23 protein-coding genes are annotated in these 25,400 nt (G+C 71.0%); 14 read left to right on the top strand and 9 right to left on the bottom strand.

Translation table 11 applies throughout. The annotated features are described in order from the left end of the window. Window positions 1–77 precede the first annotated feature (77 nt). From alr to EDC36_RS05615, 8 genes are all read left to right on the top strand, one after another. On the top strand, window positions 78–1,241 hold the full coding sequence (gene alr, locus EDC36_RS05650; protein WP_132962265.1) for an alanine racemase: 1,164 nt from the start codon (window positions 78–80) through the stop codon (window positions 1,239–1,241). Between the two features lie 58 nt (window positions 1,242–1,299). Then, window positions 1,300–2,391, top strand: coding sequence for an efflux RND transporter periplasmic adaptor subunit (locus EDC36_RS05645; protein WP_132962264.1), 1,092 nt, complete (start codon window positions 1,300–1,302; stop codon window positions 2,389–2,391). 62 nt (window positions 2,392–2,453) lie between these two features. Beyond that, a complete protein-coding gene (locus tag EDC36_RS05640) occupies window positions 2,454–5,723 on the top strand; it encodes an efflux RND transporter permease subunit (protein ID WP_243646482.1) in 3,270 nt (1,089 codons plus the stop codon). 76 nt (window positions 5,724–5,799) lie between these two features. Further along, entirely contained in the window at window positions 5,800–6,027 is a 228-nt protein-coding gene (locus tag EDC36_RS05635) for a YgaP family membrane protein (protein ID WP_132962263.1), read from the top strand. Between the two features lie 16 nt (window positions 6,028–6,043). Next, on the top strand, window positions 6,044–7,057 hold the full coding sequence (locus tag EDC36_RS05630; protein WP_132962262.1) for an SLAC1 anion channel family protein: 1,014 nt from the start codon (window positions 6,044–6,046) through the stop codon (window positions 7,055–7,057). A 65-nt stretch (window positions 7,058–7,122) separates the two neighbouring features. Next, entirely contained in the window at window positions 7,123–7,872 is a 750-nt protein-coding gene (locus EDC36_RS05625) for a sulfite exporter TauE/SafE family protein (protein ID WP_132962261.1), read from the top strand. 127 nt (window positions 7,873–7,999) lie between these two features. Further along, window positions 8,000–8,326: a hypothetical protein gene (locus EDC36_RS05620; protein ID WP_132962260.1), complete on the top strand. Its 327-nt coding sequence runs from the start codon at window positions 8,000–8,002 to the stop codon at window positions 8,324–8,326. Window positions 8,327–8,337: 11 nt separating this feature from the next. Continuing rightward, window positions 8,338–10,014, top strand: a complete 1,677-nt coding sequence (locus EDC36_RS05615; RefSeq protein ID WP_132962302.1) for a GMC family oxidoreductase — start codon at window positions 8,338–8,340, stop codon at window positions 10,012–10,014. Between the two features lie 163 nt (window positions 10,015–10,177). Here the strand turns inward: EDC36_RS05615 and EDC36_RS05610 are convergent, their stop codons facing one another. Together EDC36_RS05610 and EDC36_RS05605 are read right to left on the bottom strand one after the other, a co-directional pair. Then, window positions 10,178–10,477 (bottom strand): flagellar basal body protein, encoded by a 300-nt coding sequence (locus EDC36_RS05610; RefSeq protein WP_132962259.1) that lies wholly within the window; start codon window positions 10,475–10,477, stop codon window positions 10,178–10,180. A gap of 75 nt (window positions 10,478–10,552) precedes the next feature. Next, on the bottom strand, window positions 10,553–11,845 hold the full coding sequence (locus EDC36_RS05605) for a solute carrier family 23 protein (RefSeq protein WP_132962258.1): 1,293 nt from the start codon (window positions 11,843–11,845) through the stop codon (window positions 10,553–10,555). Between the two features lie 152 nt (window positions 11,846–11,997). Between EDC36_RS05605 and EDC36_RS05600 the strand changes: the two genes are divergently transcribed. Further along, entirely contained in the window at window positions 11,998–14,127 is a 2,130-nt protein-coding gene (locus EDC36_RS05600) for an acetoacetate--CoA ligase (RefSeq protein ID WP_132962257.1), read from the top strand. Window positions 14,128–14,132: 5 nt separating this feature from the next. After that, window positions 14,133–15,002, top strand: coding sequence for an HDOD domain-containing protein (locus tag EDC36_RS05595; protein ID WP_132962256.1), 870 nt, complete (start codon window positions 14,133–14,135; stop codon window positions 15,000–15,002). On the opposite strand, the gene EDC36_RS05590 is transcribed toward EDC36_RS05595, so the two are convergent. From EDC36_RS05590 to EDC36_RS05580, 3 genes are all read right to left on the bottom strand, one after another. Then, on the bottom strand, window positions 14,999–15,910 hold the full coding sequence (locus EDC36_RS05590) for a DMT family transporter (protein WP_390617170.1): 912 nt from the start codon (window positions 15,908–15,910) through the stop codon (window positions 14,999–15,001). The two genes, EDC36_RS05595 and EDC36_RS05590, sit on opposite strands and share 4 nt — an antisense overlap. Further along, complete coding sequence (locus EDC36_RS05585) at window positions 15,907–16,389, bottom strand: flavin reductase family protein (RefSeq protein WP_132962255.1); 483 nt, start codon at window positions 16,387–16,389, stop codon at window positions 15,907–15,909. The genes EDC36_RS05590 and EDC36_RS05585 overlap by 4 nt, the downstream gene beginning before the upstream one ends. Before the next feature lie 74 nt (window positions 16,390–16,463). Further along, complete coding sequence (locus EDC36_RS05580) at window positions 16,464–17,804, bottom strand: D-amino acid dehydrogenase (protein WP_132962254.1); 1,341 nt, start codon at window positions 17,802–17,804, stop codon at window positions 16,464–16,466. A 169-nt stretch (window positions 17,805–17,973) separates the two neighbouring features. On the opposite strand from EDC36_RS05580, the gene EDC36_RS05575 reads away from it, so the two are divergent. Further along, window positions 17,974–18,894, top strand: a complete 921-nt coding sequence (locus tag EDC36_RS05575; RefSeq protein ID WP_132962253.1) for a LysR family transcriptional regulator ArgP — start codon at window positions 17,974–17,976, stop codon at window positions 18,892–18,894. Between the two features lie 20 nt (window positions 18,895–18,914). Here the strand turns inward: EDC36_RS05575 and EDC36_RS05570 are convergent, their stop codons facing one another. Next, complete coding sequence (locus EDC36_RS05570) at window positions 18,915–20,171, bottom strand: HD-GYP domain-containing protein (RefSeq protein WP_132962252.1); 1,257 nt, start codon at window positions 20,169–20,171, stop codon at window positions 18,915–18,917. A 98-nt stretch (window positions 20,172–20,269) separates the two neighbouring features. Here EDC36_RS05570 and EDC36_RS05565 point away from each other — a divergent pair, with 98 nt between their 5' ends. Both EDC36_RS05565 and EDC36_RS05560 read left to right on the top strand, forming a co-directional pair. Then, window positions 20,270–20,452 (top strand): type II toxin-antitoxin system HicA family toxin, encoded by a 183-nt coding sequence (locus EDC36_RS05565; protein WP_132962251.1) that lies wholly within the window; start codon window positions 20,270–20,272, stop codon window positions 20,450–20,452. A gap of 12 nt (window positions 20,453–20,464) precedes the next feature. After that, window positions 20,465–20,866, top strand: a complete 402-nt coding sequence (locus EDC36_RS05560; protein ID WP_132962250.1) for a type II toxin-antitoxin system HicB family antitoxin — start codon at window positions 20,465–20,467, stop codon at window positions 20,864–20,866. A gap of 20 nt (window positions 20,867–20,886) precedes the next feature. On the opposite strand, the gene EDC36_RS05555 is transcribed toward EDC36_RS05560, so the two are convergent. Further along, window positions 20,887–21,735, bottom strand: coding sequence for a metallophosphoesterase (locus EDC36_RS05555; protein ID WP_132962300.1), 849 nt, complete (start codon window positions 21,733–21,735; stop codon window positions 20,887–20,889). A 1-nt stretch (window position 21,736) separates the two neighbouring features. Next, the gene (locus EDC36_RS05550; RefSeq protein WP_132962249.1) at window positions 21,737–22,699 is read right to left on the bottom strand and encodes a LysR family transcriptional regulator; all 963 of its coding nucleotides are present in this window, start codon (window positions 22,697–22,699) and stop codon (window positions 21,737–21,739) included. A gap of 107 nt (window positions 22,700–22,806) precedes the next feature. Between EDC36_RS05550 and EDC36_RS05545 the strand changes: the two genes are divergently transcribed. Next, window positions 22,807–23,361: a hypothetical protein gene (locus tag EDC36_RS05545; protein WP_132962248.1), complete on the top strand. Its 555-nt coding sequence runs from the start codon at window positions 22,807–22,809 to the stop codon at window positions 23,359–23,361. 30 nt (window positions 23,362–23,391) lie between these two features. Here EDC36_RS05545 and EDC36_RS05540 read toward each other — a convergent pair whose 3' ends face one another. Continuing rightward, a complete protein-coding gene (locus EDC36_RS05540) occupies window positions 23,392–25,263 on the bottom strand; it encodes a phosphoenolpyruvate carboxykinase (GTP) (protein WP_132962247.1) in 1,872 nt (623 codons plus the stop codon). Window positions 25,264–25,400: the final 137 nt, after the last annotated feature.

Genomic DNA, 25,400 nt, shown 5'->3' with positions numbered 1-25,400 from the left:
GTGGCGCGGGGTGCGCGGTTTATAGCACGCCACCCGCACCCGCCGCGCCGGCGACCGTCCACCCCTGCCTTGCCGTCATGCCCCGCCCGATCCAAGCCACGATCCACCTCGACGCCCTGCGCCACAACCTGCAACGCTGCCGCGCCGCCGCGGGCGACGCGCGTGTGTGGGCGGTGGTCAAAGCCAACGCCTACGGCCACGGCATCGAGCGGGCCTACCCCGCGCTGCGCGGCGCCGACGGCTTTGCGCTGCTGGACCTGGCCGAAGCCGAGCGGCTGCGCGCGCTGGGCTGGCGCGGCCCTATCCTGCTGCTGGAAGGGTGCTTCGAGCCGCGCGACCTCGAGGTGTGCTCGCGCCTGAACCTGTGGCACGTGGTGCACTGCGACGAGCAAATCGACTGGCTCAGCCAGCACAAAACGCACCAGCCGCACCGGGTGTTTCTCAAAATGAATTCCGGCATGAACCGGCTCGGTTTTGGGCCTGCGGCGTTTCGGGCCGCCTGGACGCGGCTGCAGGCCTTGCCGCAGGTGGCCGAAGTGAGCTTGATGACCCACTTTTCCGATGCCGACGGTCTGCGCCGGGGCCGCGAGGGGGTGCTGCACCAGGTTGAGGCCTTCGTCGCCGCCACCGCGGACCTGCCCGGCGAGCGCAGCCTGTGCAACAGCGCCGCCACGCTGCGCCACGCGCTGGCGCTGCGGCTGGGGTCGGGCAGCGCCCAGGCGCTGGCGGCCGACTGGGTGCGTGCCGGCATCGCGCTGTACGGCAGCGCGCCCGACCACCCCAACCACGACGCCGCCCACTGGGACTTGCAGCCGACGATGACGTTGGCCAGCCGACTGATCGCCATCCAGCACGTGCCGGCCGGCGAAACGGTGGGCTACGGCTCCACCTACACCGCCGCGCGCGACATGCGCATCGGCATCGTCGCGTGCGGTTACGCCGACGGCTACCCACGCCACGCCAGCTTGGGCCAAGACCACGGCGCGCCGGTGCTCGTGCGCGGGGTGCGCACGCGCCTGGTGGGCCGCGTCAGCATGGACATGCTGGCCGTGGACCTCACGCCGGTGGAGGCGCACGGCGGCCCCTGCAACCTGGGCGACGAGGTGGTGCTGTGGGGCCGCAGCGCCCATGGCCCCAGCCTGCCGGTGGACGAGGTGGCGGCGGCGGCAGACACCATCGCCTACGAGCTGCTGTGCGCGCTGGCGCCGCGCGTGCCGGTGGCGGTCGAGGCGATGCCATAGCCCCCTTGTACTCCCTGGGGTATGCTGCTACACTACACGCCCAATGGAGGTTCCAACCATGGATCGACGCCCCACGCATACCCCCGAAGGTCGCCGCTGGCTTGGCAGCGCCATGCTGGGCGTGGCTTTGCTGGCCGCCCAGCTACCCTGGGCGCACGCGCAACCAGCCGGCCCGAACGTACCGGTGGCCGAGGTGACGCGCCGCCCCGTGGGCCAGGCGCTGACCCTGGACGGCACCGTGGAAGCGGTGCAGCAAGCCACGCTGGCCGCGCAGGCCAGCGGCCGCATCGTGCAGTTGCACGTCAAGGCTGGCGAGCGCGTCCGGGCCGGCCAGGTGCTGGCCGTCATCGACGACCGCGAGACCACCGCCGGCGTGCAACGCGCCAGCGGGGCTGTCGCGCAAGCCGAAGCCGAAGCGCGCAACGCCGAAGCGCACGCCAAGCGCACGCGCGAGCTGCGCACGCAGGGCTTTGTGTCGCAAGCGGCGCTGGACAGCGCCGAAGCCCAGGCCGCCGCGGCGCGCGCCGCGCTGCAGCAGGCCAAGGCCGCGCAATCGCAAGCCGCGCTGGCGCAGGGCTACACGCGCTTGACGGCGCCGTTCGACGGCCTGGTGCTGGCCACGCATGCCGAGGTGGGTGACTTGGCCGCGCCGGGCCGCCCCGTGGTGACCGTGTACGCCCCGCAACCGCTGCGCGCCACCGTGCATGTGCCGGCGTCGCAGGCCGCGCTGGCCGACCGCGCGCAGCGCGTCGAGGTGCGGCTGCCCGACGGTCGCTGGGTGGCGCCGGCCCAACGCAACCGGCTGGCCGCGGCCGATCCGGTGGCGCAGACCATCGAGTGGCGGCTGCCACTGGCCGCCACCGACGCCCAGGGCGTGCTGCCGGGGCAGGCGGTCAAGGTGCGCTTCGTGGCGGGCAGCGACGAGCGCCTGGTGGTGCCCGCGCGCGCGGTGCTGCGCCGGGGCGAGCTGACCGCGGTGTACGTGGTGGCGCCGGCGGGTTCGTCCGCGCCGTTTGTGCTGCGGGCGGTGCGCACCGGCGCCGAGCACGGCGACGACGGCGTGGAAATCGTCTCGGGCTTGCAGCCGGGGGAGCGCGTGGCGCTGGACCCGGTGCGCGCGGGGCTGCGCGGTGCGCAGCCCGCCCAGTGAGCCTGGTCGGCTCGATGCACCGCAACGGAGCCTGAACCATGGCGCACGAAAACGATACTCCAATGGGTACCCATGAGGGTACTGGCGCGCGGATGGGCATCTCGGGCACCATCGCGCGCGCCTTCCAGGCCAACGCCATCACGCCGCTGCTGGCGCTGGTGGCGCTGCTGCTGGGGCTGTTTGCGGTGCTGGTGACGCCGCGCGAGGAAGAGCCCCAGATCAACGTGACGATGGCCAACGTCATCATCCCGTTTCCGGGGGCGTCGGCGGCCGACGTCGAAAAAATGGTGGCGCAGCCCGCCGAGCACGTGCTGTCGCAAATCCACGGCATCGAGCACACCTACAGCGTGGCGCGCGCCGGCGTGGCGGTGCTGACGGTGCAGTTCAAGGTGGGGGTGCCGCGCACCGAGGCGCTGGTGCGCCTGTACGACGTGCTCAACGCCAACCAGGACTGGCTGCCCGCGGGGCTGGGGGTGCTGCCGCCCATCGTCAAGCCCAAAGGCATCGACGACGTGCCGGTGCTGGCCGCGACGCTGTGGAGCGCCCAGGGTGCGAGCGCCATGGAGCTGCAGCGCGTGGCGCACGCGATCGAAACCGAACTCAAGCGCGTGCCGGGCACGCGCGAGGTGCAGACCATCGGCGGCCCCGGCCGCGCCATCCACGTCTGGATCGAACCCGAGCGGCTGCGCGCGCGCGGCGTACCGCTGCAGGCCATCCACCAGGCCATCGCCGCGGCCAACCAGGCGATGCCGTCGGGCACCGTGGCGCAACCGCGCGCACAGGCGGGTCAGCCGGGCCTGCTGACGGTGGAGACGGGCGAGTTCCTGCGCTCGGTCGACGACGTCGGCGACATCGTGGTGGGCGTGCACCAGGGCCGCCCCGTGTACCTGCGCGAGGTGGCCCGCATCGAAGAAGGCGCCCAACTGCCGCGCCGCTACGTCTGGCACACGCCGGGGCCGGGGGCCGAATTGCCCGCGGGGGCACAGCCCGGCCAGGCCTACCCGGCGGTGACGGTCATCGTGACCAAAAAGCCGGGCGAAAACGCCGTCGACGTGGCGCGCGCGGCCAGCGCGCAACTGGAGCGGCTGCGCAACACGCTGATTCCGCACGATGTGCAGCTGACCATCAGCCGCGACTACGGCGCCACCGCCGCCGACAAGGCCAACAAACTGATCAGCAAGCTGGTGTTTGCCACCGCCAGCGTGATCGTGCTGGTGGGGCTGGCGCTGGGTCGGCGCGAGGCCGTCATCGTCGGCGTGGCGGTGATCCTGACGCTAACCGCGACACTGTTTGCCTCGTGGGCCTGGGGCTTCACGCTGAACCGGGTGTCGCTGTTCGCGCTGATCTTCTCGATCGGCATCCTGGTGGACGACGCCATCGTGGTGGTGGAAAACATCCACCGCCACCGCCTGCTCACGCCCGAGGCGCCGCTGCGCGAAATCATCCCGCGCGCGGTGGACGAGGTGGGCGGCCCCACCATCCTGGCCACGCTGACCGTGATCGCCGCCCTGCTGCCGATGGCGTTCGTCACCGGCCTGATGGGGCCGTACATGAGCCCGATCCCGATCAACGCCAGCATGGGCATGGCGATTTCGCTGGCGATTGCCTTCACCATCACGCCGTGGCTGGCGCTGCACCTGACCAAGGCCGGTGCGCACGGCGCCCACCACGCGCCGTCCAAGCTAACGCGGGGGCTGCAGACCTTCTTCACCCGGGTGCTGACGCCGTTTTTGCACAGCGCGCGCCACCGCTGGCTGCTGCTGGCCGGCGTGCTGGCCGGCATGGCGTTGTCGGTGGGCCTGGCGGTGGTGCAGGCGGTGATCCTGAAGATGCTGCCGTTTGACAACAAGAGCGAGTTCCAGGTGGTGCTGGAAATGCCCGCCGGCACGGCGCTGGAAGACACCGCCGCGGCGCTGCAGGACATGACGGCGTTTTTGGCGCAGCAGCCCGAGGTCACCCATGTGCAGGGCTACGCCGGCACCGCCAGCCCGATCACCTTCAACGGCCTGGTGCGGCAGTACTACCTACGCGCCGACGCCGAGCAGGGCGACCTGCAGGTCAACCTGGTCGACGCCAAGCACCGCAAGGAGCAAAGCCACGCCATCGCGCAGCGGCTGCGGCCGGGGCTGGAGGCCATCGCCCAGGCGCACGGCGGGCGCATCAAGGTGGTCGAGGTGCCGCCGGGGCCGCCGGTGCTGTCGCCCATCGTGGCCGAGGTGTACGGCCCGGACGAGGTCGGCCGCGCCGAACTGGCGCGCCGCGTGGCCAAGGCGTTTGCCGACACGCCCGACATCGTCGGCATCGACACCACGCTCAAAGAAGAGGCGCCGCGCGTGTTCCTGCGCATCGAGCGCGCCCGCGCCGAGAGCCTGGGCATCCCGGCGCAGGTGATCGCGCAAACGGTGTACACGGCGCTCTCAGGCAGCGACGCGGCCTACCTGCACGACGGCTACGCCAAGTACGCCGTGCCGGTGCGCTTGCAGCTGCCACGCGAGCGCCAGGTGGGGCTGGACGCGGTGCTGGCGTTGCCGCTCAAGGCCGCCGACGGCCGCATGGTGCCGCTGTCGGAGCTGGTGCGCGTCGAACACGGTGTCATCGAGCAGCCGCGCTTCACCAAGGACCTGCTGCCGGTGGTGTACGTGCTGGGCGACATGGCCGGGCGCACCGACTCGCCGCTGTACGGCATGTTCGCCATCCGCAGCCGCCTGGCCGAGGCGGCGTTGCCCGACGCCGGGCCGCTGGGCGAGTACTGGATACGGCAGCCCGAAGACCCCTGGCGCGGCTACGCCATCAAGTGGGACGGCGAGTGGCAGGTCACCTACGAGACCTTCCGCGACATGGGCGCGGCCTACGCCGTGGGCCTGGTGCTGATCTACCTGCTGGTGGTGGCGCAGTTCCGCAGCTACCTCACGCCGCTGATCATCATGGCGCCGATCCCGCTGACGATGATCGGCATCATGCCCGGGCACGCGCTGCTGGGCGCGCAGTTCACCGCCACCAGCATGATCGGCATGATCGCGCTGGCCGGCATCATCGTGCGCAACTCGATCCTGTTGGTGGACTTCATCGAGCAGGAAACCGCCAAGGGCATGCCGTTTGCGCAGGCGGTGGTGCAGTCCGCCGCGGTGCGCGCGCAGCCCATCGCGCTGACGGCGCTGGCGGCCATGCTGGGGGCGTTTTTCATTCTCGACGACCCGATCTTCAATGGGCTGGCCGTGTCGTTGATTTTTGGCATCGCGGTCTCCACCTTGCTGACGCTGGTGGTCATCCCGGTGCTGTACTACGCGGTGTACCGTCGGCGCTACGCGCCCCACGGGGCCGCCGCCGGCTGATGGCCCCAAGGGGCGCTTGGCGGCACGGCCGGGCGCCCCGCTGCTGTTCGATTCTTCAACCCAGGAGGTAAGCACCATGACCGTGGAACGTTGGATCCGTGTGATCGCTGGCTTGTTCGTGTTCGTGTCGGTGGCGCTGGGCGCGCCGTCCAGCCCGCTGTTCGTCAGCGAGTGGTTTTTGGCCTTCACGGCGTTTGTTGGCCTGAACCTGTTTCAGTTTGGCTTCACCAACTTCTGCCCGCTGGCCATCATCCTGAAAAAGCTCGGCGTGCCGGAAAACGCCATCCCCTGCAAAGCCTGCTGACGCCACGGAGGCCGCGATGAGCGCCCACCCGACGCTGCTGAAATTTCTGCACCCCGGCTGGTTCACCCCGGTGATGGGGCTGGCCGGTCTGGCGCTGGCGTGGCACGCCGCCACGCCGGTGCTGGGGGACTGGGCCACCGGCGCCGCGCTGGCGATCGGGGCGCTGGCTTGCGCCGTGCTGCTGGCGGTGCTGGTCGCCTCGGCACTGCGTTGGCACCGCCACCCCGAAGCCGTGGCCGAGGACCTGCGCCACCCGGTGCGCCACGCGTTCATCGCGGCGTTGCCGGTGTCGCTGCTGCTGGTGGCCACCTGGCTGCAAAGCATGGCGCTGGCGCAGCCCCTGGCGCACGCGCTGTGGTGGGTGGGTTCGCTCGGTCAGCTGACCGTCACGGTGTGGGCGCTGGGCAAGTGGCTGGCGCCCACCACGGCGCACGCACCCGACGCGCAGTCGCTGTGGAACGGCGTGACGCCCGTGCTGTACATCCCGGTGGTGGGCAACGTCGTGGCCCCGTTGGCCGGTGTGGGGTTCGAGCACGCGATGTGGTCGGCGGTGCACTTCGGCATCGGGGTGTTTTTCTGGCCGGTGGTGTTCACGCTGCTGGTGGCGCGGCGCCTGGCGCACGGCCCCATCCCGCCGCGGCTGCACCCGACGTGGTTCATCTCGTTGGCGCCGGCGGCCGTGGTGGGCCTGAGCGTGCTGCGCTTTGGCTGGCCGCCGGGCGTGGCCGCCGCCGTCTGGGGGGTGGGGTTGTTCATGCTGGCGTGGGTCGGTACGCAGGCGCGCCGCTTCTTCGCGCAGCCCTTTGGGCTGCCGTTTTGGGCGGTGTCGTTCCCGCTGGCCGCGTTCACGGCGCTGAGCTTCAAGCTGGCCGCGGCGCTGGCGTTGCCGGTGCTGCACGCCGTGGCGCCGGTGCTGCTGGCGCTGACCTCGGTGATCATCGTGGCGCTGGCCCTGGCCACCGTCAAGGGCCTGCGCCATGGCACGCTGCTGGCCCCGGAGCCGGTGGCGCCGGTGGTGACGGCGCCTTGAAGCGCCGGCCTCGCTGACCCGGCGGCGACGCGCCCGGCACGGGCACGCTGGTACGATGCGCGGTCATGGACATCGTCGACGCGGCCTTGCTGGCCGCCGCGGCCGTGGCCGCCGGCGCCCTCAATGCGGTGGCCGGCGGCGGCAGCTTTCTCACCTTTCCGGCGCTGGTGTTCGCGGGCCTGCCACCGATCGCGGCCAACGCCACCAGCGCCGTGGCCGTCAGCCCCGGCTACCTGGGCAGCACGCTGGGCTACCGTGCCGAGCTGGCCGCGCTGCCGCGCGCGCGTCTGTGGCGCGAAGGGCTGCTGGCCGCCAGCGGTGGGGTGCTGGGGGCGCTGTTGCTGCTGGTCACGCCCGCGGCCACGTTTCGCGCCATCGTGCCTTGGCTGCTGCTGGGCGCCACGCTGGTGTTTGCGTTCGGGCCGAAGCTGGTGCATCGGCTGGGCCGTGGCCGTCCAGCCCCACCGGCGGCACGCGCCCTAGGGTTGCTGCTGGTGGCGGTGTACGGGGGCTATTTCAACGGCGGGCTGGGCATTGTGCTGATGGCGCTGTACGCCGCCACCGGCGAGACCGACATCCAGCGCGCCAACGCGCTCAAAAACCTCAACTCCCTGCTGCTGTCGCTGCTGTCGGTGGCAACGTTTGTGCTGGCGGGCGTCGTCGCCTGGGCACCGGCGCTGCTGATGATGGCGGCGGCCACCGTCGGCGGCTGGCTCGGGGCGCGCACGGCCCGGCGCCTGCCGGCGCGCGTGGTGCGCGCCGTGGTGGTGGGCACCGGGGCGGTGATGTCGGCGCTGTTTTTCGTGCGCGGCTGACGGGCGGCACCTTGACCGATGCGCACCAAGCCGCCATTTGGCATTGGGGACGGGTTTTCACCCTCCCCCCGCTGGGTTTGCCGTGTTATCGTCATGTGAATTGCGCCTCGCGAGGAGCCTCACCACCATGCAACGCATGCCCGATGTCCTGGAAGGACGGCTCGACAAAATCGCCTACCCCCACATCCGCCAGCGACTGGAGCAGTTGCGTGACCAACCGCAGGCGTTGCTCGACTATGTCAACGGGCTGTTCCTCGACACCCGCGACGGACAGCGGCGTGGCTTCGATTTCACCACCGCGTCCACGCTGATGGCCATCAAGCACGACTTGATGCTGCAGCTGGGCGAGATCGGGCGCTTGCGGCACGAGTTTTTACCGTGGGATCATGAATTCCGCGTCGTCGGATCCGCCCAACCCTACCAAGCCCCCGCGAAACTGCCGAAAAACTGGTGATGCCTGACGCCATGGCCGACGCCGCGGTCTTCGATCACATCATCGTCGGCGCGGGCACCGCGGGCTGCCTGCTGGCCAACCGCCTCAGCGCCGACCCGGCGCGGCGCGTGCTGCTGCTCGAAGCCGGCGGGCGCGACGACTACGTGTGGATCCACATCCCGGTCGGCTACCTGTACTGCATCGGCAACCCGCGCACGGATTGGTTGTACCAGACGGAGCCGGACGCCGGTTTGAACGGCCGCCGGCTGCGTTACCCGCGCGGCAAGGTGCTGGGGGGCTGCTCCAGCATCAACGGCATGATTTACATGCGCGGTCAGGCGCGCGACTACGACGGCTGGGCCGCGCACACCGGCGAGCCCGCCTGGCGCTGGGAGCAGTGCCTGCCGGACTTCGTCGCGCACGAGGACCACTGGCGGCTGGACGCCCACGATGACCCGACGCTGGCCGCGCTGCACGGGCACCGCCGCAACGGCAGCACGGGCGAGTGGCGCGTCGAGCGCCAGCGGCTGCGTTGGGCTATTTTGGACGCCTTTGCGCAAGCCGCGCAGCAGGCGGGCATCCCCGCCACCGACGACTTCAACCGCGGCAACAACGAAGGCGTCGGCTACTTCGAGGTCAACCAGCGCGCCGGTTGGCGCTGGAACGCCGCCAAGGCGTTTTTGCATCCGGTGCGCCGCCGACCCAACCTGACCGTGTGGACCGATGCCCAGGTGACGCGGTTGGTGTTCGAGGGTGGCCCGGGCGCGCCGCTGCGCTGCTGCGGCGTCGACGTGGTCGTGCGCGGGCAACGCGTCGTTGTGCGCGCGGCACGCGAAGTCACCCTGGCCGCGGGCGCGATCGGCTCGCCGGCCATCCTGCAGCGCTCGGGCGTGGGGCCGGCGGCGTGGCTGCAACCGCTGGGGATTCCGGTCCTGGCCGACCTGCCCGGTGTGGGCGCCAACCTGCAAGACCACCTGCAAATCCGCGCCGTGTACCGCGTGCGCGGCGCCACCACGCTCAACACCCTGGCCAACAGCCCGTGGGGCAAGCTGCGCATCGGCCTGCAGTACCTGCTGACGCGCAGCGGGCCGATGAGCATGGCGCCCAGCCAGTTGGGCGCTTTCACGCGCAGCGACGAGCAGCAGCGCTGGCCCAACCTGGAGTACCACGTCCAGCCGCTCAGCCTGGATGCGTTTGGCGAGCCGCTGCACCGCTTCGACGCCTTCACCGCCAGCGTGTGCAACCTCAACCCGACCAGCCGCGGCACGGTGCGCATCCGCACCCCGCGCTGGGAGGACGCGCCGGCCATCGCCCCCAACTACCTGTCCACCGAGGACGACCGCCGCATCGCCGCGGCCAGCCTGCGGCTGACGCGGCGCATCGTCGCGCAGCCTGCGCTGGCCCCGTACCAGCCCGACGAGTACAAGCCCGGCCCGCAGTACCAGACCGACGACGAACTCGCGCGGCTGGCCGGCGACATCGCCACCACCATCTTTCACCCGGTGGGCACCACCGCGATGGGGCCCGACGGCGACCCGATGGCCGTGACCGACCCGCACCTGCGCGTGCGCGACGGACGCGGCGGGCGCATCGCGGGGCTGCGGGTGGTGGACGCGGGCATCATGCCAACGATCACCAGTGGCAACACCAACAGCCCCACCCTGATGATCGCGGAAAAAGCCGCCCGCTGGATCCTGGCGCAGACTTGAGCGATCAGGGTAAATCCGGACACCCACGCCCGCGCCACGCCCCTAGAATGGGGACACTCGACCCGGGCCAGGCCCCGGTCATCGAGGGCTCCGAGGAGACAAACACCCCCAGCGCCGGCCCCGTGGTCGGCGTTGTTTTTGGCGGCGTGGCGCAGGCGGTGCCTCAGGCGTCGGTGTCCAGCAGCCGGCCCAGCATGCGGTCGGCCGCTTGGAACACCTTCAGGTTGGCCACGAACGCCCCCGCCGCCATGCGCTGCTCGACCTGGTCGGCGGCCACGTCGCTGCCTGGCTCGGGCAGCCGCTCGGTGCGGGTGCGCACGCCCCCGCTGGGCTCGGCCTCGGCACGGGCCTGCACGCGGCGGTAGCCTTCGGTGGGCAGGTTGGCGATGTTGGACGCCGCCGCGTCAAGGCGCGCCTGCGCAGCGGCCATGCCGGACGTGGCGATGTTGGCAACCGTGTTCACGTGGTCAGTGTAGCGCGCGCCACGCGCCCGCGCGGGCGCCAGCCGACCAACGGCGGCGCCCGCCCGCTTGACGCTTCAGCGCGCCGCCGCACCGCCGCGGTTGAGCAGCGCGTACAGCGCGATCGCGCCAAAGGTCGCGGTGCCGATGCCGCCCAGCGCAAAGTCGCCGAACTTCAGCGTGAAGTCGCCCGTGCCCAGCACCAGCGTGATGGCGGCCACCAGCAGGTTTTTGTTGTCGGAAAAATCCACCTGGTTGTCGACCCAGATCTTGGCCCCGGCCACGGCGATCAACCCGAACACCACGATCGACACGCCGCCCATCACCGCCAGCGGGATGGCCTGGATGAGCGCGCCGAACTTGGGGCTGAAGCCCAGCAGGATGGCCATCAGCCCCGCCACGACGAAAATCGCCGTCGAGTAGATTTTGGTGGCCGCCATGACGCCGATGTTTTCGGCGTAGGTCGTCACCCCGGTGCCGCCGACGCTGCCAGCCACCATCGTGGCCACGCCGTCGCCCATGAAGGCGCGGCCCATGTAGCGGTCCAGGTCGCGCCCGGTCATCGCCGTCACCGCCTTGATGTGGCCCAGGTTTTCCGCCACCAGGATGATGGCCACCGGGGCGATGAGCACCATCGCGTGCGCGCTGAACACCGGGGCGCTGAACTGCGGCAGGCCAAACCACGCCGCCTGCGCCACGCCCGACAGGTCCAGCGGCTTGCCCAACCCCAGGCCGTTGGCCAGCACCGCGTACACGACACTGGCCACGATCAGCCCCATCAGGATCAGCAGCCGCTGCACCATGCCGCGCGTGAACACCGCCACCAGCCCCACGCACACAAAGGTCACCGCCTGCATCCAGGCGTCGAAGGGCGTCGGCGCCATGTTTTTGACCGGGATGTGCGCCAGGTTCAAGCCGATGACCGCCACCACCGAACCGGTCACCACCGGCGGCATCAGGCGCTCGATCCAACCGGTGCCCAACGCTTGCACCACGGCGCCGATGACGAAATACAGCGCCCCGCAGGCGATGATGCCCCCCAGCGCCACGCCGATGTTGGCGTTGGGCCCTGGCCCGGCGTAGCCGGTGGCGGCGATCACCACGCCGATGAAGGCAAAGCTCGACCCCAGGTAGCTGGGCACCTTGCCGCCGGTGACCAGAAAAAAGATCAGCGTGCCGATGCCGCTCATCAGCACCGCCACGTTGGGGTCGAACCCCATCAGGATCGGCGCCAGCACCGTGGCGCCGAACATCGCAATCAGGTGCTGCACACCCAGCAAGGCCGTCTGCGGCCACGGCAGCCGCTCGTCCGGGGCGATGACGCCACCGTCGCGCAGCACGGCGTCGGATTGGGGGGTCCAGTGGAACATCGGTTCTCGCTCCTCGCGTCGTAGCAAATGGGCGCGATTGTGCCCGCACTGGGCCGCCCGCTGCAAGCCTGCTGTCAGCATCGGGTGGGTCGGCGCAGGGTTGACACCCAGGTGACGCCGCGCCGCCGCCCGGGTTGGCTAAGCTGCGGCCCATGAGCGCCCATCCCCGCGTCCCCCCGTACGAGCCCCAGATCCGCCGCTACCAGCGCTGGCTGCGCGCCCACCGCGGCCTGACGTTCGATGACTACGACGCGCTGTGGCGTTGGTCGGTCAGCGACCTGGAGGGCTTTTGGCGCAGCGTGTGGGACTACTTCGATCTGGACTCACCCACCCCGATCGAGGCGGTGCTGCACGGTGGGCCGATGCCCCACGTGCGCTGGTTCGTGGGCGCGCAGCTCAACTACGCCGCGCAGGTGTGGCGGCACGTCGCACCGGCCGAGGCCGCCGGCATGCCGGCCATCATCGCCGAGGACGAGCTGGGCCGCGTGCGCACGCTGGGCTGGCGCGAGCTGCAACGCCAGGTGGCGGCGCTGGCCGTGGGTCTGCGCGCGCTGGGGGTGCAGCGCGGTGACCGGGTGGCGGCGTACCTGCCCAACCGGCCCGAGGCGGTGGTGGCGCTGCTGGCCTGCGCCAGCCTGGGGGCGATCTGGAGCCTGTGCGCGCCCGACATGGGCACCGCGGCGGTGCTGGACCGATTCCGCCAGATCGAGCCCAAGATGCTGATCGCCGCCGACGGGGTGCACTACGGCGGGCGCCCGCTGGACCGCAGCGCCACCGTGCGCGAGCTGCGCGCGGGCCTGCCCACGCTGCAGCATGTCATCACGCTGCGCACCCCCTACGCGGCCGAACGTGTGGCGGACACGCACGACTTCGCCGCCCTGGCCGACCGCGACGACGCCGCGGTGCGCGCCTTTGCCCCCGAACCGGTGCCGTTCGACCATCCGCTGTGGATCGTGTACTCCAGCGGCACCACGGGGCTGCCCAAGCCGATCGTGCACGGGCACGGTGGCATCGTGCTGACCGCCTTGGCGCTGAAGGTGCTGCACAACGACATCGGCCCGAGCTACGACGCCAACGCGTGGGGCGAGCGCTTCCACTGGTACAGCTCCACCGGCTGGGTGATGTGGAACGCCCAGGTGGCGGGGCTGCTGGGCGGCACGACGATCGTGCTGTACGACGGCAGCCCCGGTGGCCGCAAGGACGAGCCGGACTGGAGCGTGCTGTGGCGCTTCGCGGCGCGGCACCGGGTGACGTTTTTCGGCGCCGGCGCGGCGCTGTACACCCACATGATGAAGGCCGTGGTGGACCTGGCCGCGCTGCAGGCCCAGGGCCACGACCTGTCGTGCATCCGCGCGCTGGGCTCGACCGGCTCGCCGCTGCCGGCCGAGGTGCAACGCTGGGGCAGCGCGCAGTTCGAGCGCGTGTACGCGCTGGCGGGTCGCCCCGTGCAGGCCGGCGCGCTGCCGGGCGGCCCCGGCGGCCCGGTGTGGTGGTGCAACATTTCGGGCGGCACCGATTTTTGCGGCGCCTTCATCGGCGGCCACCGCGAACGGCCGCAGATCCCTGGCCAGATGCAATGCCGGCAGCTGGGCTGCGCGGTGGAGGCGTGGGACGAGCACGGCCGCCCGCTGGTGGGCCAGGTCGGCGAGCTTGTGTGCACGCGCCCCATTCCGTCGATGCCGCTGTACTTTTGGAACGACCCCGGACACGCGCGCTACCTGTCGAGCTACTTCGACACCTACCCCGGCGTGTGGCGCCATGGCGACTGGCTGGAGGTGCGCCCCGACGGCGGCTGCGTGATCTATGGGCGCTCCGACGCCACGCTCAATCGCCACGGGCTGCGCATGGGCTCCAGCGAACTGTACGCCGCCGTCGAAGCCCTGCCCGAGGTGCTCGATAGCCTGGTGGTGGACGTCGAATACCTGGGCCGGGCCAGCTTCATGCCGCTGTTCGTCGTGCTGCGTCCGGGGCTGACGCTGGACGACGCGCTGCGTGAGCGCATCCGCGCGGCGATCCGCGCGCGGCTGTCGCCGCGCTTCGTGCCCGACGTCATCGAGCAGGCCCCCGACGTTCCGCGCACGCTCAGCGGCAAAAAGCAGGAGCTGCCGATCAAAAAGCTGCTGCTGGGCCACCCCCCCGAGCGGGTCGTCAACCCCGATGCGATGGCCAACCCCCAGTGCCTGGCGTGGTACATCGAGTACGCCCGCCGCCACCTGCCGGCCGGCGACACCGCGGCCTCGGCCGCCGTGTCAACGCCCGGTCAAGCACCAACGGCACAATAGTGCCCATGCGCGACGCCGCCATCGAAGCCGAACTCGACCACGCCCGCACCCGTGGGCCTGTGCGCGACATCGTCATCCCCCCCTGCCCGCAGCTGCTGCGCCAGCTGCTGGACGCCACTGCGCACGGCGACCCCGAGCCCGGCGTGCTCGAAGCCATCGCCAGCGCCGACGTGGCCATGGCGGCGGCGCTGATCCGCCAGGCCAACAGCCCCGTGTACGGGCTGCAAACGCCCGTGGCCACCGTGGGGCAGGCGCTCACCGTGATGGGCGTGCGCCCCGCGGTGCAGTTGCTGATGGGCTTTTTGACGCGCTCGGCCTTGCACGTGCACTCGCCGGTGCTGGCGCACTTTTGGGAGACCTCGACACGCCGCGCCATCGCGTGCGAGCACATCGGCCGCCAGCTGTACGACATGGACGTGGGGCTGGCGTACACCTTTGGGCTGTTTTGCCACGTCGGCATGCCGGTGCTGCTGCGCGCGGTGCGCGGCTACGCCTCCACCATCGCCGAGGCGCTGGCGCGCAAGGACCGCACCTTCACCCAAACCGAAAACGCCAACCACCGCACCGACCACGCGGTGGTGGGCGCCATCGTCGCGCGCGCCTGGCGGCTGCCCAGCGCGGTGGCGGTGGCGATCCGGCTGCACCACGACTTCACCTGCCTGGACGATGCGCGCTACTCCGACACCGTGCGCCATCTGGTGGCGATGGCCCTGATCGCCGACCGGCTGGTGCTGCTGCACGAAGGCGTGGCCGAACCGCAGGACTGGGCCGCGCACGGGGCGGCGTGTCTGACGCACCTGCACATCGGCGCCGCCGAGGTCGATTACTGGCTCGACGAGCTGCACCCGGCGCTGGACGCGGTGCGGGTGGACTAACGCCGGCTGACCAGCACGATGCCGGCGGCCACCCCCAGCAGCGCCAGCAACAGGCGTGGCGTCAACGGTTCGCCCAGCAGCGCGACCCCAAACACCAGCGCGAACAGCGGCGTCAAAAATGTGAACGTGGCCATGCGGGTGGCCGGGTAGTGGCGCAGCATCCACATCCAGGCCAGGTAGCTGGCGAACGCGCCCACGACCGTTTGCAGCGCCACCGAACCCCACGCCACGGCGGAGTAGTCCAGCGACCACGTCTCGCCCAACGCCCACGACAGCAGCGGCGTGACCAGCGCGGTGACCCCAAGCTGGTAAAAGAGCGACTTTTCCGCGCTGACCGTGGCCACGCGCGTCGTGCGAATGGCCACCGTCGTCAAACCCCAAAAGACGCCCGCCGCCAGCCCCAGCGCATCGCCCTTCCACTGTCCCGGCGCTGAGCCGTGCACGAACGCCTCCCCCAAGGCCAGCGCCACCGCGACAAACGCCACGCACAGCCCGACCCATTGCACGGGCCGCAGCCGTTCGCTGGGCACCCAGCGCGGCAGCAGCAGCGCCACCCAAAACGGGCTGGTGTACAAAAACACCGTCAGGCGCGACGCGGGGGTGTACTGCAGCCCCAGGTAGATGCACACGAACTCCGCGGCAAACAGCGCGCCCACCAGCAATCCGCCGCGCAGCGAGCCATCGCGCTGCCCCAGCGCCACGCCGCGCCAGCGGCACCACCACCACAGCAGCGTGGTCGCGCCCCACATGCGCAGCGCCGCCTGCCACAACGGGGCGATCTCGCGCCCGGCCACTTTGATGAGGATTTGCTGCAATCCCCAAAACGCGCAGCACGCCACCAGCACCGTCACCGCCAAGGTGTCCAGGTGGTCTTTGCGCGCGGGCAGTGCGGTGGTCGTCACGCTCATGGGGCGGCGGTGAAAAACCGCCCGCCATGGTACAGCAGGGCGCCGGCCCCGTCGTCATGCTGGCAACGCAGCACCTCGCCCACCAAAATCACGTGGTCGCCCTCGGGGTAGCGGCTGCGCGCGCGGCACTCCAGGTACGCGCAGCACCCCGGCAGCAGCGGCACCCCCTCGGCGTTGGGCGTCCACGGCACGCCGGCCCAACGGTCGACGTCGCGGCGGGCAAAGCGCTCGGCCAGCGCCTGCTGCTGCGCGCCCAGCACGTGCACGGCCCAGTGCGTGGCGTGGGTGAACGCCGCCAGCGCGCGCGAGCGCACATCCAAGCTCCACAGCACCAGCGGTGGCTGCAGCGACACGGAATTGAACGAATTGACGGTCAGGCCCACGGGCGCGCCATCGGCCGCGCGCGTGGTGACGATGGTCACCCCCGTCGCAAAGCGCCCAAGGGCCGCCCGAAACCGCTCGGGCGAGGGATGCAACATGGGCCGTGATTGTGCCGCGTGGCCGGCCCGGGGCCCGACGCGCGGGCTCGAAGCCCCCACAGCTCGGCGGCCGCTCACGCCCAGCGCGAAGCCGTGCGCACCGCGGGCGCGCCACCGCGCGCGCTGTCGACGCCAACGAAGTGCATCGCCAACGCCGGGCGCTCGCCACTGATCAGCTCCGCCAGCGCCCGCCCCGACCCGGCACCGTGCGTCCACCCCAGGGTGCCGTGCCCGGCGTTGATCCACAGCCGCTGCAGCGGCAGCCGCCCGATCAGCGGGATGTTGGTCGGCGTGGCCGGGCGCAGGCCGCACCAGAACTGGGGCTCGCCGCCCTGCTGCGGCGGGCGTGTGTCGGCCACGCCGGGGAACAGCTCCTCGATGCGCTGCAGCAGCATGTGGCAGCGCGCGCGCGCCACCGGCGTGTCCAGGCGCAGGTCAAAGCCGCCGAGTTCGATCGTGCCGGCCACCCGCAGCCGGTCGCCCAGGCGCGAAATGGCGATCTTACGCGCGTCGTCGATCATGCTGACCTGCGGCGCGCGCGCCGGCTCGCGCAACGCCAGCGTGGCGCTGTAGCCCTTGCCGGGGTAAATCGGCACATGCACGCCCACCGTGGCCAGCAGCGGCGTGGTGTACGAGCCACACGCCACGACGTAGGCATCGGCCCGCAGCGCACGCGCCTGGCCGGTGGCCAAGCAACGCAGGTGCACGCCCTGCACCTCGCCGCCGGCCACCTCCAGCCGCTGGACCGCGTGGCCAAACAGCAGCTGCGCGCCGCGCTGGCCGCACAGCCGCGCCAGCGCCTGCGTGAACACGCGCGCGTCGCCATGCTCGTCGCTGGGGGTGTAGGTGCCGCCGACGATGCGCTCGGCGTAGGCGGACAGCGCCGGCTCGATGCGCAGCAGCTCGTCGCGCCCCACCACCTGCCGCTGCACGCCGTGGCGGCGCATCAGCTCGGCGGCGGTGGCGGCTTCGTCGAACGCGCGCGCGTCCGAGTACACGTGCGCGATGCCGCGCTGGCTGCGCTGGTACTCGATGCCGGTGTCGGCCACCATCTGCTTGAGCGTGGCGTGGCTGTACGCGCCCAGCGCCACCAACTGCGCCACGTTGCGCTCGAAGGCGCGGTCGTTGCACTGCAGCAAAAACCGCCACAGCCAGCGCCATTGGGCCGGGTCGAGCTGCGGGCGCCACAGCAGCGGCGCTTGCGCGTCGAACATCCACTTCAGCGCCTTCAGCGGCGCTTGCCGGTTGGCCCACGGTTCGCAGTAGCTGACCGAAATCTGCGCCGCGTTGGCAAAGCTGGTCTCCAGCGCCGCGTCGGGCTGGCGATCCACCAGCACCACCTCGTGCCCGCGCTGCAGCAGGTGCCACGCGGTGCAGGTGCCGATGATGCCCGCGCCCAAAACCACCACTCGCATCGTCGTTCCCCCACGGCCGTGCGCGCGGCACCCGCTGCCGCACCCCGCCGGCCGTCGTCGTGCGGCGCAGTGTGCCCGGGCGCGAGCGCTTTGTGAAGCCTCATTGACCAAACGACGATGTCATCAGAAAATCTTATCCACGTCCCAGCCCCCACGCCATCGCCTGACCATGACCACCACCTTCGACCCCGACGCGCTGGAGTGCCTGGCCGCCATCGTCGAGGAGGGTGGCTTTGAACGCGCGGCGCAGCGGCTGGCGGTGACGCAGTCGGCGGTGTCGCAGCGGCTGCGCGCGCTGGAAGCGCAGGTGGGCACCGTCCTGGTGGTGCGCAGCCGACCGTTGCGCCCGACGCCGGCGGGGCAGTTGCTCATCAAACACGCCAAGATGATGCGGCTGCTGCGCGCCGACCTGGAGCACGACCTGCGCGAGCTCGACCCCACGCTGGCGCAGCGCTCGCGCGACGAGGGGCGGGTGTCGATCGCCATCAACGCCGACAGCATCGCCACCTGGGCGCTGCAGGCGCTCACGCCGCTGGTGCGCGAGGGCGTGCTGCTGGAAATCATCCACGACGACCAGGACTTCACGCACGAGTGGCTGCGCGAGGGGCAGGTGATGGGCTGCGTGACGTCGCTGGCGCAGCCGCTGCGTGGCTGCCGGCTGGAGCCGCTGGGCCGCATGCCCTACGTGGCCGTGGCCAGCCCCACGTTCGCCCAGCAGGCGCTGGGGGGGCAGCTGAGCCCGCACAATTTTCACCGCGTCCCTTTCGTGGCCTTCAACCGCAAGGACGATTTGCAGCGCGATTTTGTCTGCCAGGCGTTTGGTCTGGCGCAGGTGCGGCTGCAGCAGTGCTTCGTGCCGTCGTCGGAGGGGCAGGTGCGCGCCGCCCAAGCCGGCTGGGGCGTGACGGTGGTGCCGCGGCGGCTGGCCGCGCCCGGGCTGGCCGACGGCACCCTGGTCGATGTCGCGCCCCACGCCCACTACGCGGTGGCCCTGCACTGGCATTGCTGGAACCTGGCCTCCGATGCGCTGACGCGCATCAGCGCCGCGCTGCGCGCCGCGGCGCACACCCACCTGGAGCCGCTGGCGTAGCCGACCGCGCGTGTCGCGCGCTACGCGTGCGCCGACGCGCGCCCCAGCCCCGGGATGCCCGACCAGATCTCGTCCAGATCGGGGATGCGCCACTGCGCCGGGTCTTCACGCTGCTCGATGGTGACCTTGCACCCTGGCGCGGCCAGGTCGATGCGCTCGGGCACCAGCCGCTCGCCGCTGCGCAGCGACAGCACCGTCTTGACCACCGGCTTGAGCAAGTTACCCGGGTTTTGCTCCACCACCACCGCCAGCCGCTGGTTGGACAGCCGCACCAGCGATCCCGTGGGGTAAATGCCCAGGCTGCGCACAAAGGCCTGGAACACCCGCTCGTCGAAGTGCCCTTTCCAGCTGGCCATGCGCCGCAGCGATTCGGCGGGGTCCCACCCCGCTTTGTACGGGCGGTTGGAGGTGATGGCGTCGTACACGTCGCACACCGCCCCCATGCGGGCCAGCAACGTCAGCGCCTCGCCCGACAGCCCCTCGGGGTAGCCGGTGCCGTCGACGCGCTCGTGGTGGTGCAGGCACACATCCAGCGCCGCCTCGTCGGTGATGCCGGCGGCGCGCAGCCGCTGCCACCCCTTGCGCGGGTGCTCGCGGATGATGGCGAACTCGTCGTCGGTGAGCTTGCCGGGCTTGTTGAGGATCTCCAGCGGCACGTCGGCCTTGCCCACATCGTGCAGCAGGCCGGCAAAGCCCGCCGCCCGCACCAACTCGTCGGGCAAACCCAACTGGCGCCCCAACGCCACCATCAGCGCGCACACCGCCACCGAGTGCATGTAGGTGTACTCATCGGCCGTCTTGACCCGCGCCAGGCTGATGAGGGCGCCGGCGTTGCGCGTGACGCTGTCGGCAATGTCCTCGGCCACGGCGCGCATCACCTGGCGGTCGATGGCGCGGCCCATGCGCGCGTCGTGGAACATGTCTTTGACGGCGCCGTGCGCGCTGGCCAACAGGCGGGCGGCGCGCTGCAGCTCCTGCGGCTGCGTGGTCGGCTGCACACGCCGCTGCAGGGCTTCGTCCAACACCCGCGCGGTCTCCTCGGCGGCGGCCTCGGGTGTGTCGGCGGTGGCCGTCACGCTGGCGTCGGGCGCCACGTCGGCCCCTTGGCTGACGTCGATCCACACCTCACGCACGGCGCTGGCGCGGATGCGCTCGAGGTCGCGCGGATCGTCCAACAAAAAGCGACTGCGCCAAAACGGATGGTCCAGCCACGACCCCGCAAAGCCGTGGATGTACATCCCCAGCCGCACATCCTCGACCCGAATGCGTTTGAGCATAGGCGCATGATAGCGTTGGTCGTGCCATGGGCGCTGGTGGCGGATGCGGTACCCGGTATCGGCCCCGCCCGCCTCCAACGGTGGTTATACTAACCACCATGAACAGCCGGGAATTGATAGCGATGCTGCACGCGCACGGCTGGGTCCTGCGTTCGGTCAAGGGCAGCCACCACGTGTTCACGCATCCGCACAAACCCGGCCACCTGACGGTGCCCCACCCCAAAAAGGACCTCGGGGAAGGCTTGGTGCACAAGCTGATGAAGCAGGCGGGCCTCAAGTGAAGGAGCAACGCCATGAAATTCCCAATCGCCATCGAACCGGGTGACGAGCGTTCGGCCTGGGGCGTGGTCGTGCCCGATTTGCCGGGGTGCTTTTCGGCCGGCGACAGCGCCGAGGACGCCTTTGCCAACGCGGTACAAGCCATTGAGGCCCATCTGGAGGCGCTGGCCGAAGACGGGCAGGACATCCCTGCGCCCAAGCCACTGGCGCATTGGCAGGCCCACCCCGAGTTTGCCGGCTGGATCTGGGGTCTGGTCGATGTCGACACCAGCCGTTTTGAAGGCAAGGCCGAAAAAATCAACATCACCCTGCCGGCTAGGTTGCTGGCCCGTGTGGATGCGTACGCCCGCGCCCACGGCGAGACCCGCAGTGGCTTTTTGGCACGGGCCGCGCGACAGGCGTTGGCAGGGTCCTGACCCTGCGGCCGCGATCGGCCTCAAGGCCGCGGCAGGATGATCAGCCGGTCGGGGTCAAAGCCCTGCTGTTCGCCCTTGTCGGCGTAGCCCAGGGGGTGGGCCACCACCCGGCAGCGGCCCACGCGGTAGTCGTGGCGGCAATGCAGGTGGCCGTGCAGCCACAGGTCGACGTGGGCCAGCAGGTCGTCCAGCGCGTTGCAAAAGCCGGCCGTGCCCGGCTGCAGACCGTAACGCGGATCGGCGCTGCGCAGGCTGGGGGCAAAGTGCGTGACCACCACCGTCGGCCCCGACCAAGGCTGCGCCAGTGCCTCGCGCAACCAGGCCTGGCACGCCAGGGCCTCGGCGCGCATGGCCTCGGCGTCGAACAGGCGCCCGTGGCGCTGCGTGGCGGCCTGCGCCAGGTGGTGGTTGGCCGCGCGGTAGGCGCGCTGGCGCTGTTGTTCGCGATGCGCCTGCGCGTCGGTGATCGGGCGGGCGCGGCCCTTGCGCCGCAGCGGCACGGTGGCCAGCGCGTCGTAGTCGCTCCACAGCGTGGTGCCCACAAAGCGCACCCCGTGCAACACGGTGCTGGCGCGCTCCAGCCAGTGCAGGCCGTGGCGCGCGCAGGCCGCCTGCAGGCCCGCGTGCGCCTGGTCCCAGTCCAGCGCGTCGTACTCGTGGTTGCCGGGCACGTACAGCACCGGCACCGGCCAGCGGGCGAAGCGCGCCAGCCCCCAGTCGGGCTCGGTCATTTTGATGCGACCGTCGGCGCCGCGCTGGTACGAGCCGATGTCGCCGGCCAGCACCAGCACATCGGCTATGGGGTGGGGGCGCGGCTGCCAACCCGGGTTGGTCTCCAGGTGCAGGTCGGACAGCAGCTGGATGCGCAGCTCAGCCATCGCGCGGCCCCGCGGCGGCCACCGCGCGTTGCACTGCGGCACGCAGCCAGCGCTGCGCCGGCACGCCGTCGTGCGCGCGCGTCCACAACATGTCCACATGCACCGGCGGCACCTGCAGCGGCAGCGGCTGCGTGGCCAAGGCCTCGGCGTGCCCGGTGGCGCCCAGAAAATGCTGCGGCAGCACCGTCAGCAGGTCCGACGCCGCCACCACCTGCCCGGCGGTGAAAAACTGGTTGACCGTCAGCACGATGCGCCGCCGGCGGCCCACCGCCGCCAGCGCCTCGTCGACAAAACCAAACGGCCGCCCGGAAAAGCTCACCAACAGATGGCGCGCCTCGCAGTAGGCGTCCAGGGTCAGGCGCGCGTGCGCCAGCGGGTGGCCGCGGCGCATCGCCACCACGTAGCGGCCGTCGTAGAGCCGCTGCGACAGGAAGCGCGGCACCTGCTCCTGCAAGTGGGTCGCGCCCAGCTCCGCCAGCACGCCGGGGAAGTAGCCGATCGCCAGGTCAACCCCGCCTTGCTCCAACAGCGGGCGGGGGTCGCGCGTGGTCAACGGCAGCACGCGCAGCGTCACCCCAGGCGCTTCGCGGTCCAGGATCGCCACCAGCCCCGGCATGACCTGCGAAGCGGTGGCGTCGGCCATCGCCAGCACAAAGGCGTCTTGCGCCTGCGCGGGGTCGAACGGCCCCGGGGCCAGCGACGCGCGCAGGCGCTGCAACGCCTCGCGCACCGCCGGCCACAACTGCAACGCGTAGGGCGTGGGCTCGACGCCGTAGCCACTGCGCCGCACCAGGTCGTCGCCCAGCAGCTCACGCAGCCGGCGCAGCGCGTTGCTGACGGCGGGCTGCGTCAGCGCCAGGTTGTGCGCGGCCCGCGTCAGGCTGCGCTCGGCCATCACCTCGTCGAAAACCCGCAGCAGGTTGAGGTCGAGCGTGCGGAAGTTGACCTTGGTCATCACCCACGTGAATGTAAGCCATTTACAAACAAAAGTTGAATAGCATCAGGGATAACCCTAATATTCGAGCACCGACTTTTTTGCACTGCAACATTCGGGAGCCTGCCATGAGCACCATCCTGACCTCGTCGGCCCCCACCGCCACCCCCACCCGGGGTGCAGGGGCCAGCACCCATGTCGATGCCGCGCGCCGCGCCGTGGCGCCGCGCGCCCTGGCCACGCTGCTGCTGGCGGCTGGGGTGGCGGCGCTGGCTGTCGTCACCGATCGCCTGATGGACACCTGGGCCGACGGCCACCTGCTGGCCGCCTGGGTGTTGATGTGGGCGGTGGTGTTTCTCGGCAGCGTGCTGCTGGCCTCGCCCGCACGGCGCCTGGCCCAGCGCCTGGGCACCCTGCTGGACGGCTGGGCGCAGGCCCGGGCACGCGCGCGGGCCGAAGCCCGCACCGCCGCGCTGGCCCGCCTGGACCACCGCGTGCAGGCGGAGCTGGACGCGCAACGCACCCGCGCCGAGAGCCCGGCCGCTTGGGACGCCGCCCTGGCGCCGCTGGCCACGGTGGACACGCCGGACCACGGCGCGCTGCTGCGCGAGTGGGCGGCCAGCGCCGCCGAAGGTTTGTGGACGATGCCCAGCGGGCGTCGCTACAGCCTGTATTACGTCTGAGCGCCCCCGGCGCCGGCCGCGCCGCGGGCGTCAGCCCAGGATGCGCTGCGCCATGCGCGCCCGGGTCTCGGCCAACGCGCGGGGCAGGCGCTGCGCCAACTGGTCGAACAGCTCTTGGTGCAGCGCCAGCTCACGCGCCCAATGCTGCGGGTTCATGTCGGTCACGGCGGCGAACTGCTCGGGCCCGAAGTCCAGGCCTTCCCAGTGCATCTCGTCGTAGGTGGGGCTGATGCCAAACGCGTGGTCCTCGCCCTGCACACGCCCTTCCAGACGGTCGATCATCCACTTGAGCACGCGCATGTTTTCGCCGTAGCCCGGCCAGATGAAGCGGCCGTCCGGCCCCTTGCGGAACCAGTTGACGCAGAAGATGCGCGGCAGCGTGTGGCCGGTGGCCTCCAGGCGGCGCTCCATCGCCAGCCAGTGCTGGAAATAGTCGCCCATGTGGTAGCCGCAAAACGGCAACATGGCAAACGGGTCGCGCCGCACCACGCCCTGCGCGCCAAACGCCGCCGCAGTGGTTTCAGAGCCCATCGTGGCGGCCATGTACACCCCCTCCATCCAGGTGCGGGCCTCGGTCACCAGCGGCACGGTGTCGCTGCGGCGCCCACCAAAAATCAGCGCGTCGAGGGGCACGCCCTCGGCGGAATCCCACGCGGCGTCCAGCGCCGGGTTGTTGGTGGCCGCGACCGTGAAGCGCGCGTTGGGGTGCGCCGCCTTGCGTCCGGCCGCGCCGTCCGCCGGCGTCCAGTCCTTGCCCTGCCAGTCCAGGCAGTGCGCGGGCGGCTCGCCCATGCCCTCCCACCACACGTCGCCGTCGTCGGTCAACGCCACGTTGGTGAAGATGACGTCGCGCGTCAGGCTGGCCATGCAGTTGGGGTTGGTCAGCGTGTTGGTGCCCGGCGCCACGCCGAAGTAGCCGGCCTCCGGGTTGATCGCGTACAGCCGCCCGTCGGCGCCGGGCTTGATCCACGCGATGTCGTCGCCGATGGTGGTGACCTTCCAACCCTCGAAGCCCTTGGGCGGGATCAACATCGCGAAGTTGGTCTTGCCACACGCGCTGGGGAAGGCCGCCGCGACATGGTATTTTTTTCCTTCGGGGCTGGTCACCCCCAGGATCAGCATGTGCTCGGCCAGCCAGCCCTCGTCGCGGCCCATGACCGACGCGATGCGCAGCGCCAGGCACTTTTTGCCCAGCAGCGCGTTGCCGCCGTAGCCCGAGCCGTACGACCAGATTTCGCGCGTTTCGGGGTAGTGCACGATGTACTTGGTGGTGGGGTTGCACGGCCACGCCACATCGGCCTGCCCCGGCTGCAGCGGCGCACCCACCGTGTGCACGCAGGGCACAAAGGCGCCGTCGCTGCCCAACACGTCGTACACGGCGCGCCCCATGCGCGTCATCAGCTTCATGTTGACGACGACGTAGGGGCTGTCGGTCAGCTCCACCCCGATGCGCGCGATCGGCGAACCCAGCGGCCCCATGCTGAACGGCACCACGTACATGGTGCGGCCACGCATGCAGCCGTCGAACAACCCCGGCTGGCCATCCTTGCCGTGCTGCAGGATCGCCCGCATCTCCGCCGGCGCCATCCAGTGGTTGGTGGGGCCGGCGTCTTCGCGCCGTTCGCTGCAGATGAAGGTGCGGTCTTCCACCCGCGCCACGTCCGAAGGGTCGGTCCAGGCCAGGTAGGCGTTGGGGCGCTTGGCGGGGTTGATGCGTTTGAGCGTGCCCGCGGCCACCATCTGTTCGCACAGGCGGTCGTACTCGGCCTGGCTGCCGTCGCACCATTCGATGCGGTCGGGCTTGCACAGCGCGGCCATGTCGGCCACCCAGGCGATCAGGCGGGCGTGTTTGACGTACGGCGGGGGGTTGAGCGGCAGGCCCTGCATCACGGGAGCGTTCATCGGCGCGGCACCAACAAAAAACAACGAGGAGGTGGGGAGGCGGCGCCAAGCACAACCCGCCCGCGCCGTGGCGGGTCATTGTAGGAAGCGCGGCCCCCGGCGGTACGTACCGTCGCCGAAATCGTCATGCAAACTTT

Origin of the sequence: Tepidimonas ignava, assembly GCF_004342625.1 — a bacterium.
Classification (GTDB): domain Bacteria; phylum Pseudomonadota; class Gammaproteobacteria; order Burkholderiales; family Burkholderiaceae_C; genus Tepidimonas; species Tepidimonas ignava.
The sequence above is the reverse complement of the archived record's forward strand: the minus strand, read 5'-3'. Positions and strand labels throughout refer to the sequence as shown.

Bases quoted from the DNA above. Each gene is read 5' to 3' on its own strand.
- alr (WP_132962265.1), top strand. From the start codon at position 78: ATGCCCCGCCCGATCCAAGCCACGATCCACCTCGACGCCCTGCGCCAC.
- EDC36_RS05645 (WP_132962264.1), top strand. From the start codon at position 1,300: ATGGATCGACGCCCCACGCATACCCCCGAAGGTCGCCGCTGGCTTGGC.
- EDC36_RS05640 (WP_243646482.1), top strand. From the start codon at position 2,454: ATGGGTACCCATGAGGGTACTGGCGCGCGGATGGGCATCTCGGGCACC.
- EDC36_RS05635 (WP_132962263.1), top strand. From the start codon at position 5,800: ATGACCGTGGAACGTTGGATCCGTGTGATCGCTGGCTTGTTCGTGTTC.
- EDC36_RS05630 (WP_132962262.1), top strand. From the start codon at position 6,044: ATGAGCGCCCACCCGACGCTGCTGAAATTTCTGCACCCCGGCTGGTTC.
- EDC36_RS05625 (WP_132962261.1), top strand. From the start codon at position 7,123: ATGGACATCGTCGACGCGGCCTTGCTGGCCGCCGCGGCCGTGGCCGCC.
- EDC36_RS05620 (WP_132962260.1), top strand. From the start codon at position 8,000: ATGCAACGCATGCCCGATGTCCTGGAAGGACGGCTCGACAAAATCGCC.
- EDC36_RS05615 (WP_132962302.1), top strand. From the start codon at position 8,338: ATGGCCGACGCCGCGGTCTTCGATCACATCATCGTCGGCGCGGGCACC.
- EDC36_RS05605 (WP_132962258.1), bottom strand. From the start codon at position 11,845: ATGTTCCACTGGACCCCCCAATCCGACGCCGTGCTGCGCGACGGTGGC.
- EDC36_RS05600 (WP_132962257.1), top strand. From the start codon at position 11,998: ATGAGCGCCCATCCCCGCGTCCCCCCGTACGAGCCCCAGATCCGCCGC.
- EDC36_RS05595 (WP_132962256.1), top strand. From the start codon at position 14,133: ATGCGCGACGCCGCCATCGAAGCCGAACTCGACCACGCCCGCACCCGT.
- EDC36_RS05590 (WP_390617170.1), bottom strand. From the start codon at position 15,910: ATGAGCGTGACGACCACCGCACTGCCCGCGCGCAAAGACCACCTGGAC.
- EDC36_RS05585 (WP_132962255.1), bottom strand. From the start codon at position 16,389: ATGTTGCATCCCTCGCCCGAGCGGTTTCGGGCGGCCCTTGGGCGCTTT.
- EDC36_RS05580 (WP_132962254.1), bottom strand. From the start codon at position 17,804: ATGCGAGTGGTGGTTTTGGGCGCGGGCATCATCGGCACCTGCACCGCG.
- EDC36_RS05575 (WP_132962253.1), top strand. From the start codon at position 17,974: ATGACCACCACCTTCGACCCCGACGCGCTGGAGTGCCTGGCCGCCATC.
- EDC36_RS05570 (WP_132962252.1), bottom strand. From the start codon at position 20,171: ATGCTCAAACGCATTCGGGTCGAGGATGTGCGGCTGGGGATGTACATC.
- EDC36_RS05565 (WP_132962251.1), top strand. From the start codon at position 20,270: ATGAACAGCCGGGAATTGATAGCGATGCTGCACGCGCACGGCTGGGTC.
- EDC36_RS05560 (WP_132962250.1), top strand. From the start codon at position 20,465: ATGAAATTCCCAATCGCCATCGAACCGGGTGACGAGCGTTCGGCCTGG.
- EDC36_RS05550 (WP_132962249.1), bottom strand. From the start codon at position 22,699: ATGACCAAGGTCAACTTCCGCACGCTCGACCTCAACCTGCTGCGGGTT.
- EDC36_RS05545 (WP_132962248.1), top strand. From the start codon at position 22,807: ATGAGCACCATCCTGACCTCGTCGGCCCCCACCGCCACCCCCACCCGG.
- EDC36_RS05540 (WP_132962247.1), bottom strand. From the start codon at position 25,263: ATGAACGCTCCCGTGATGCAGGGCCTGCCGCTCAACCCCCCGCCGTAC.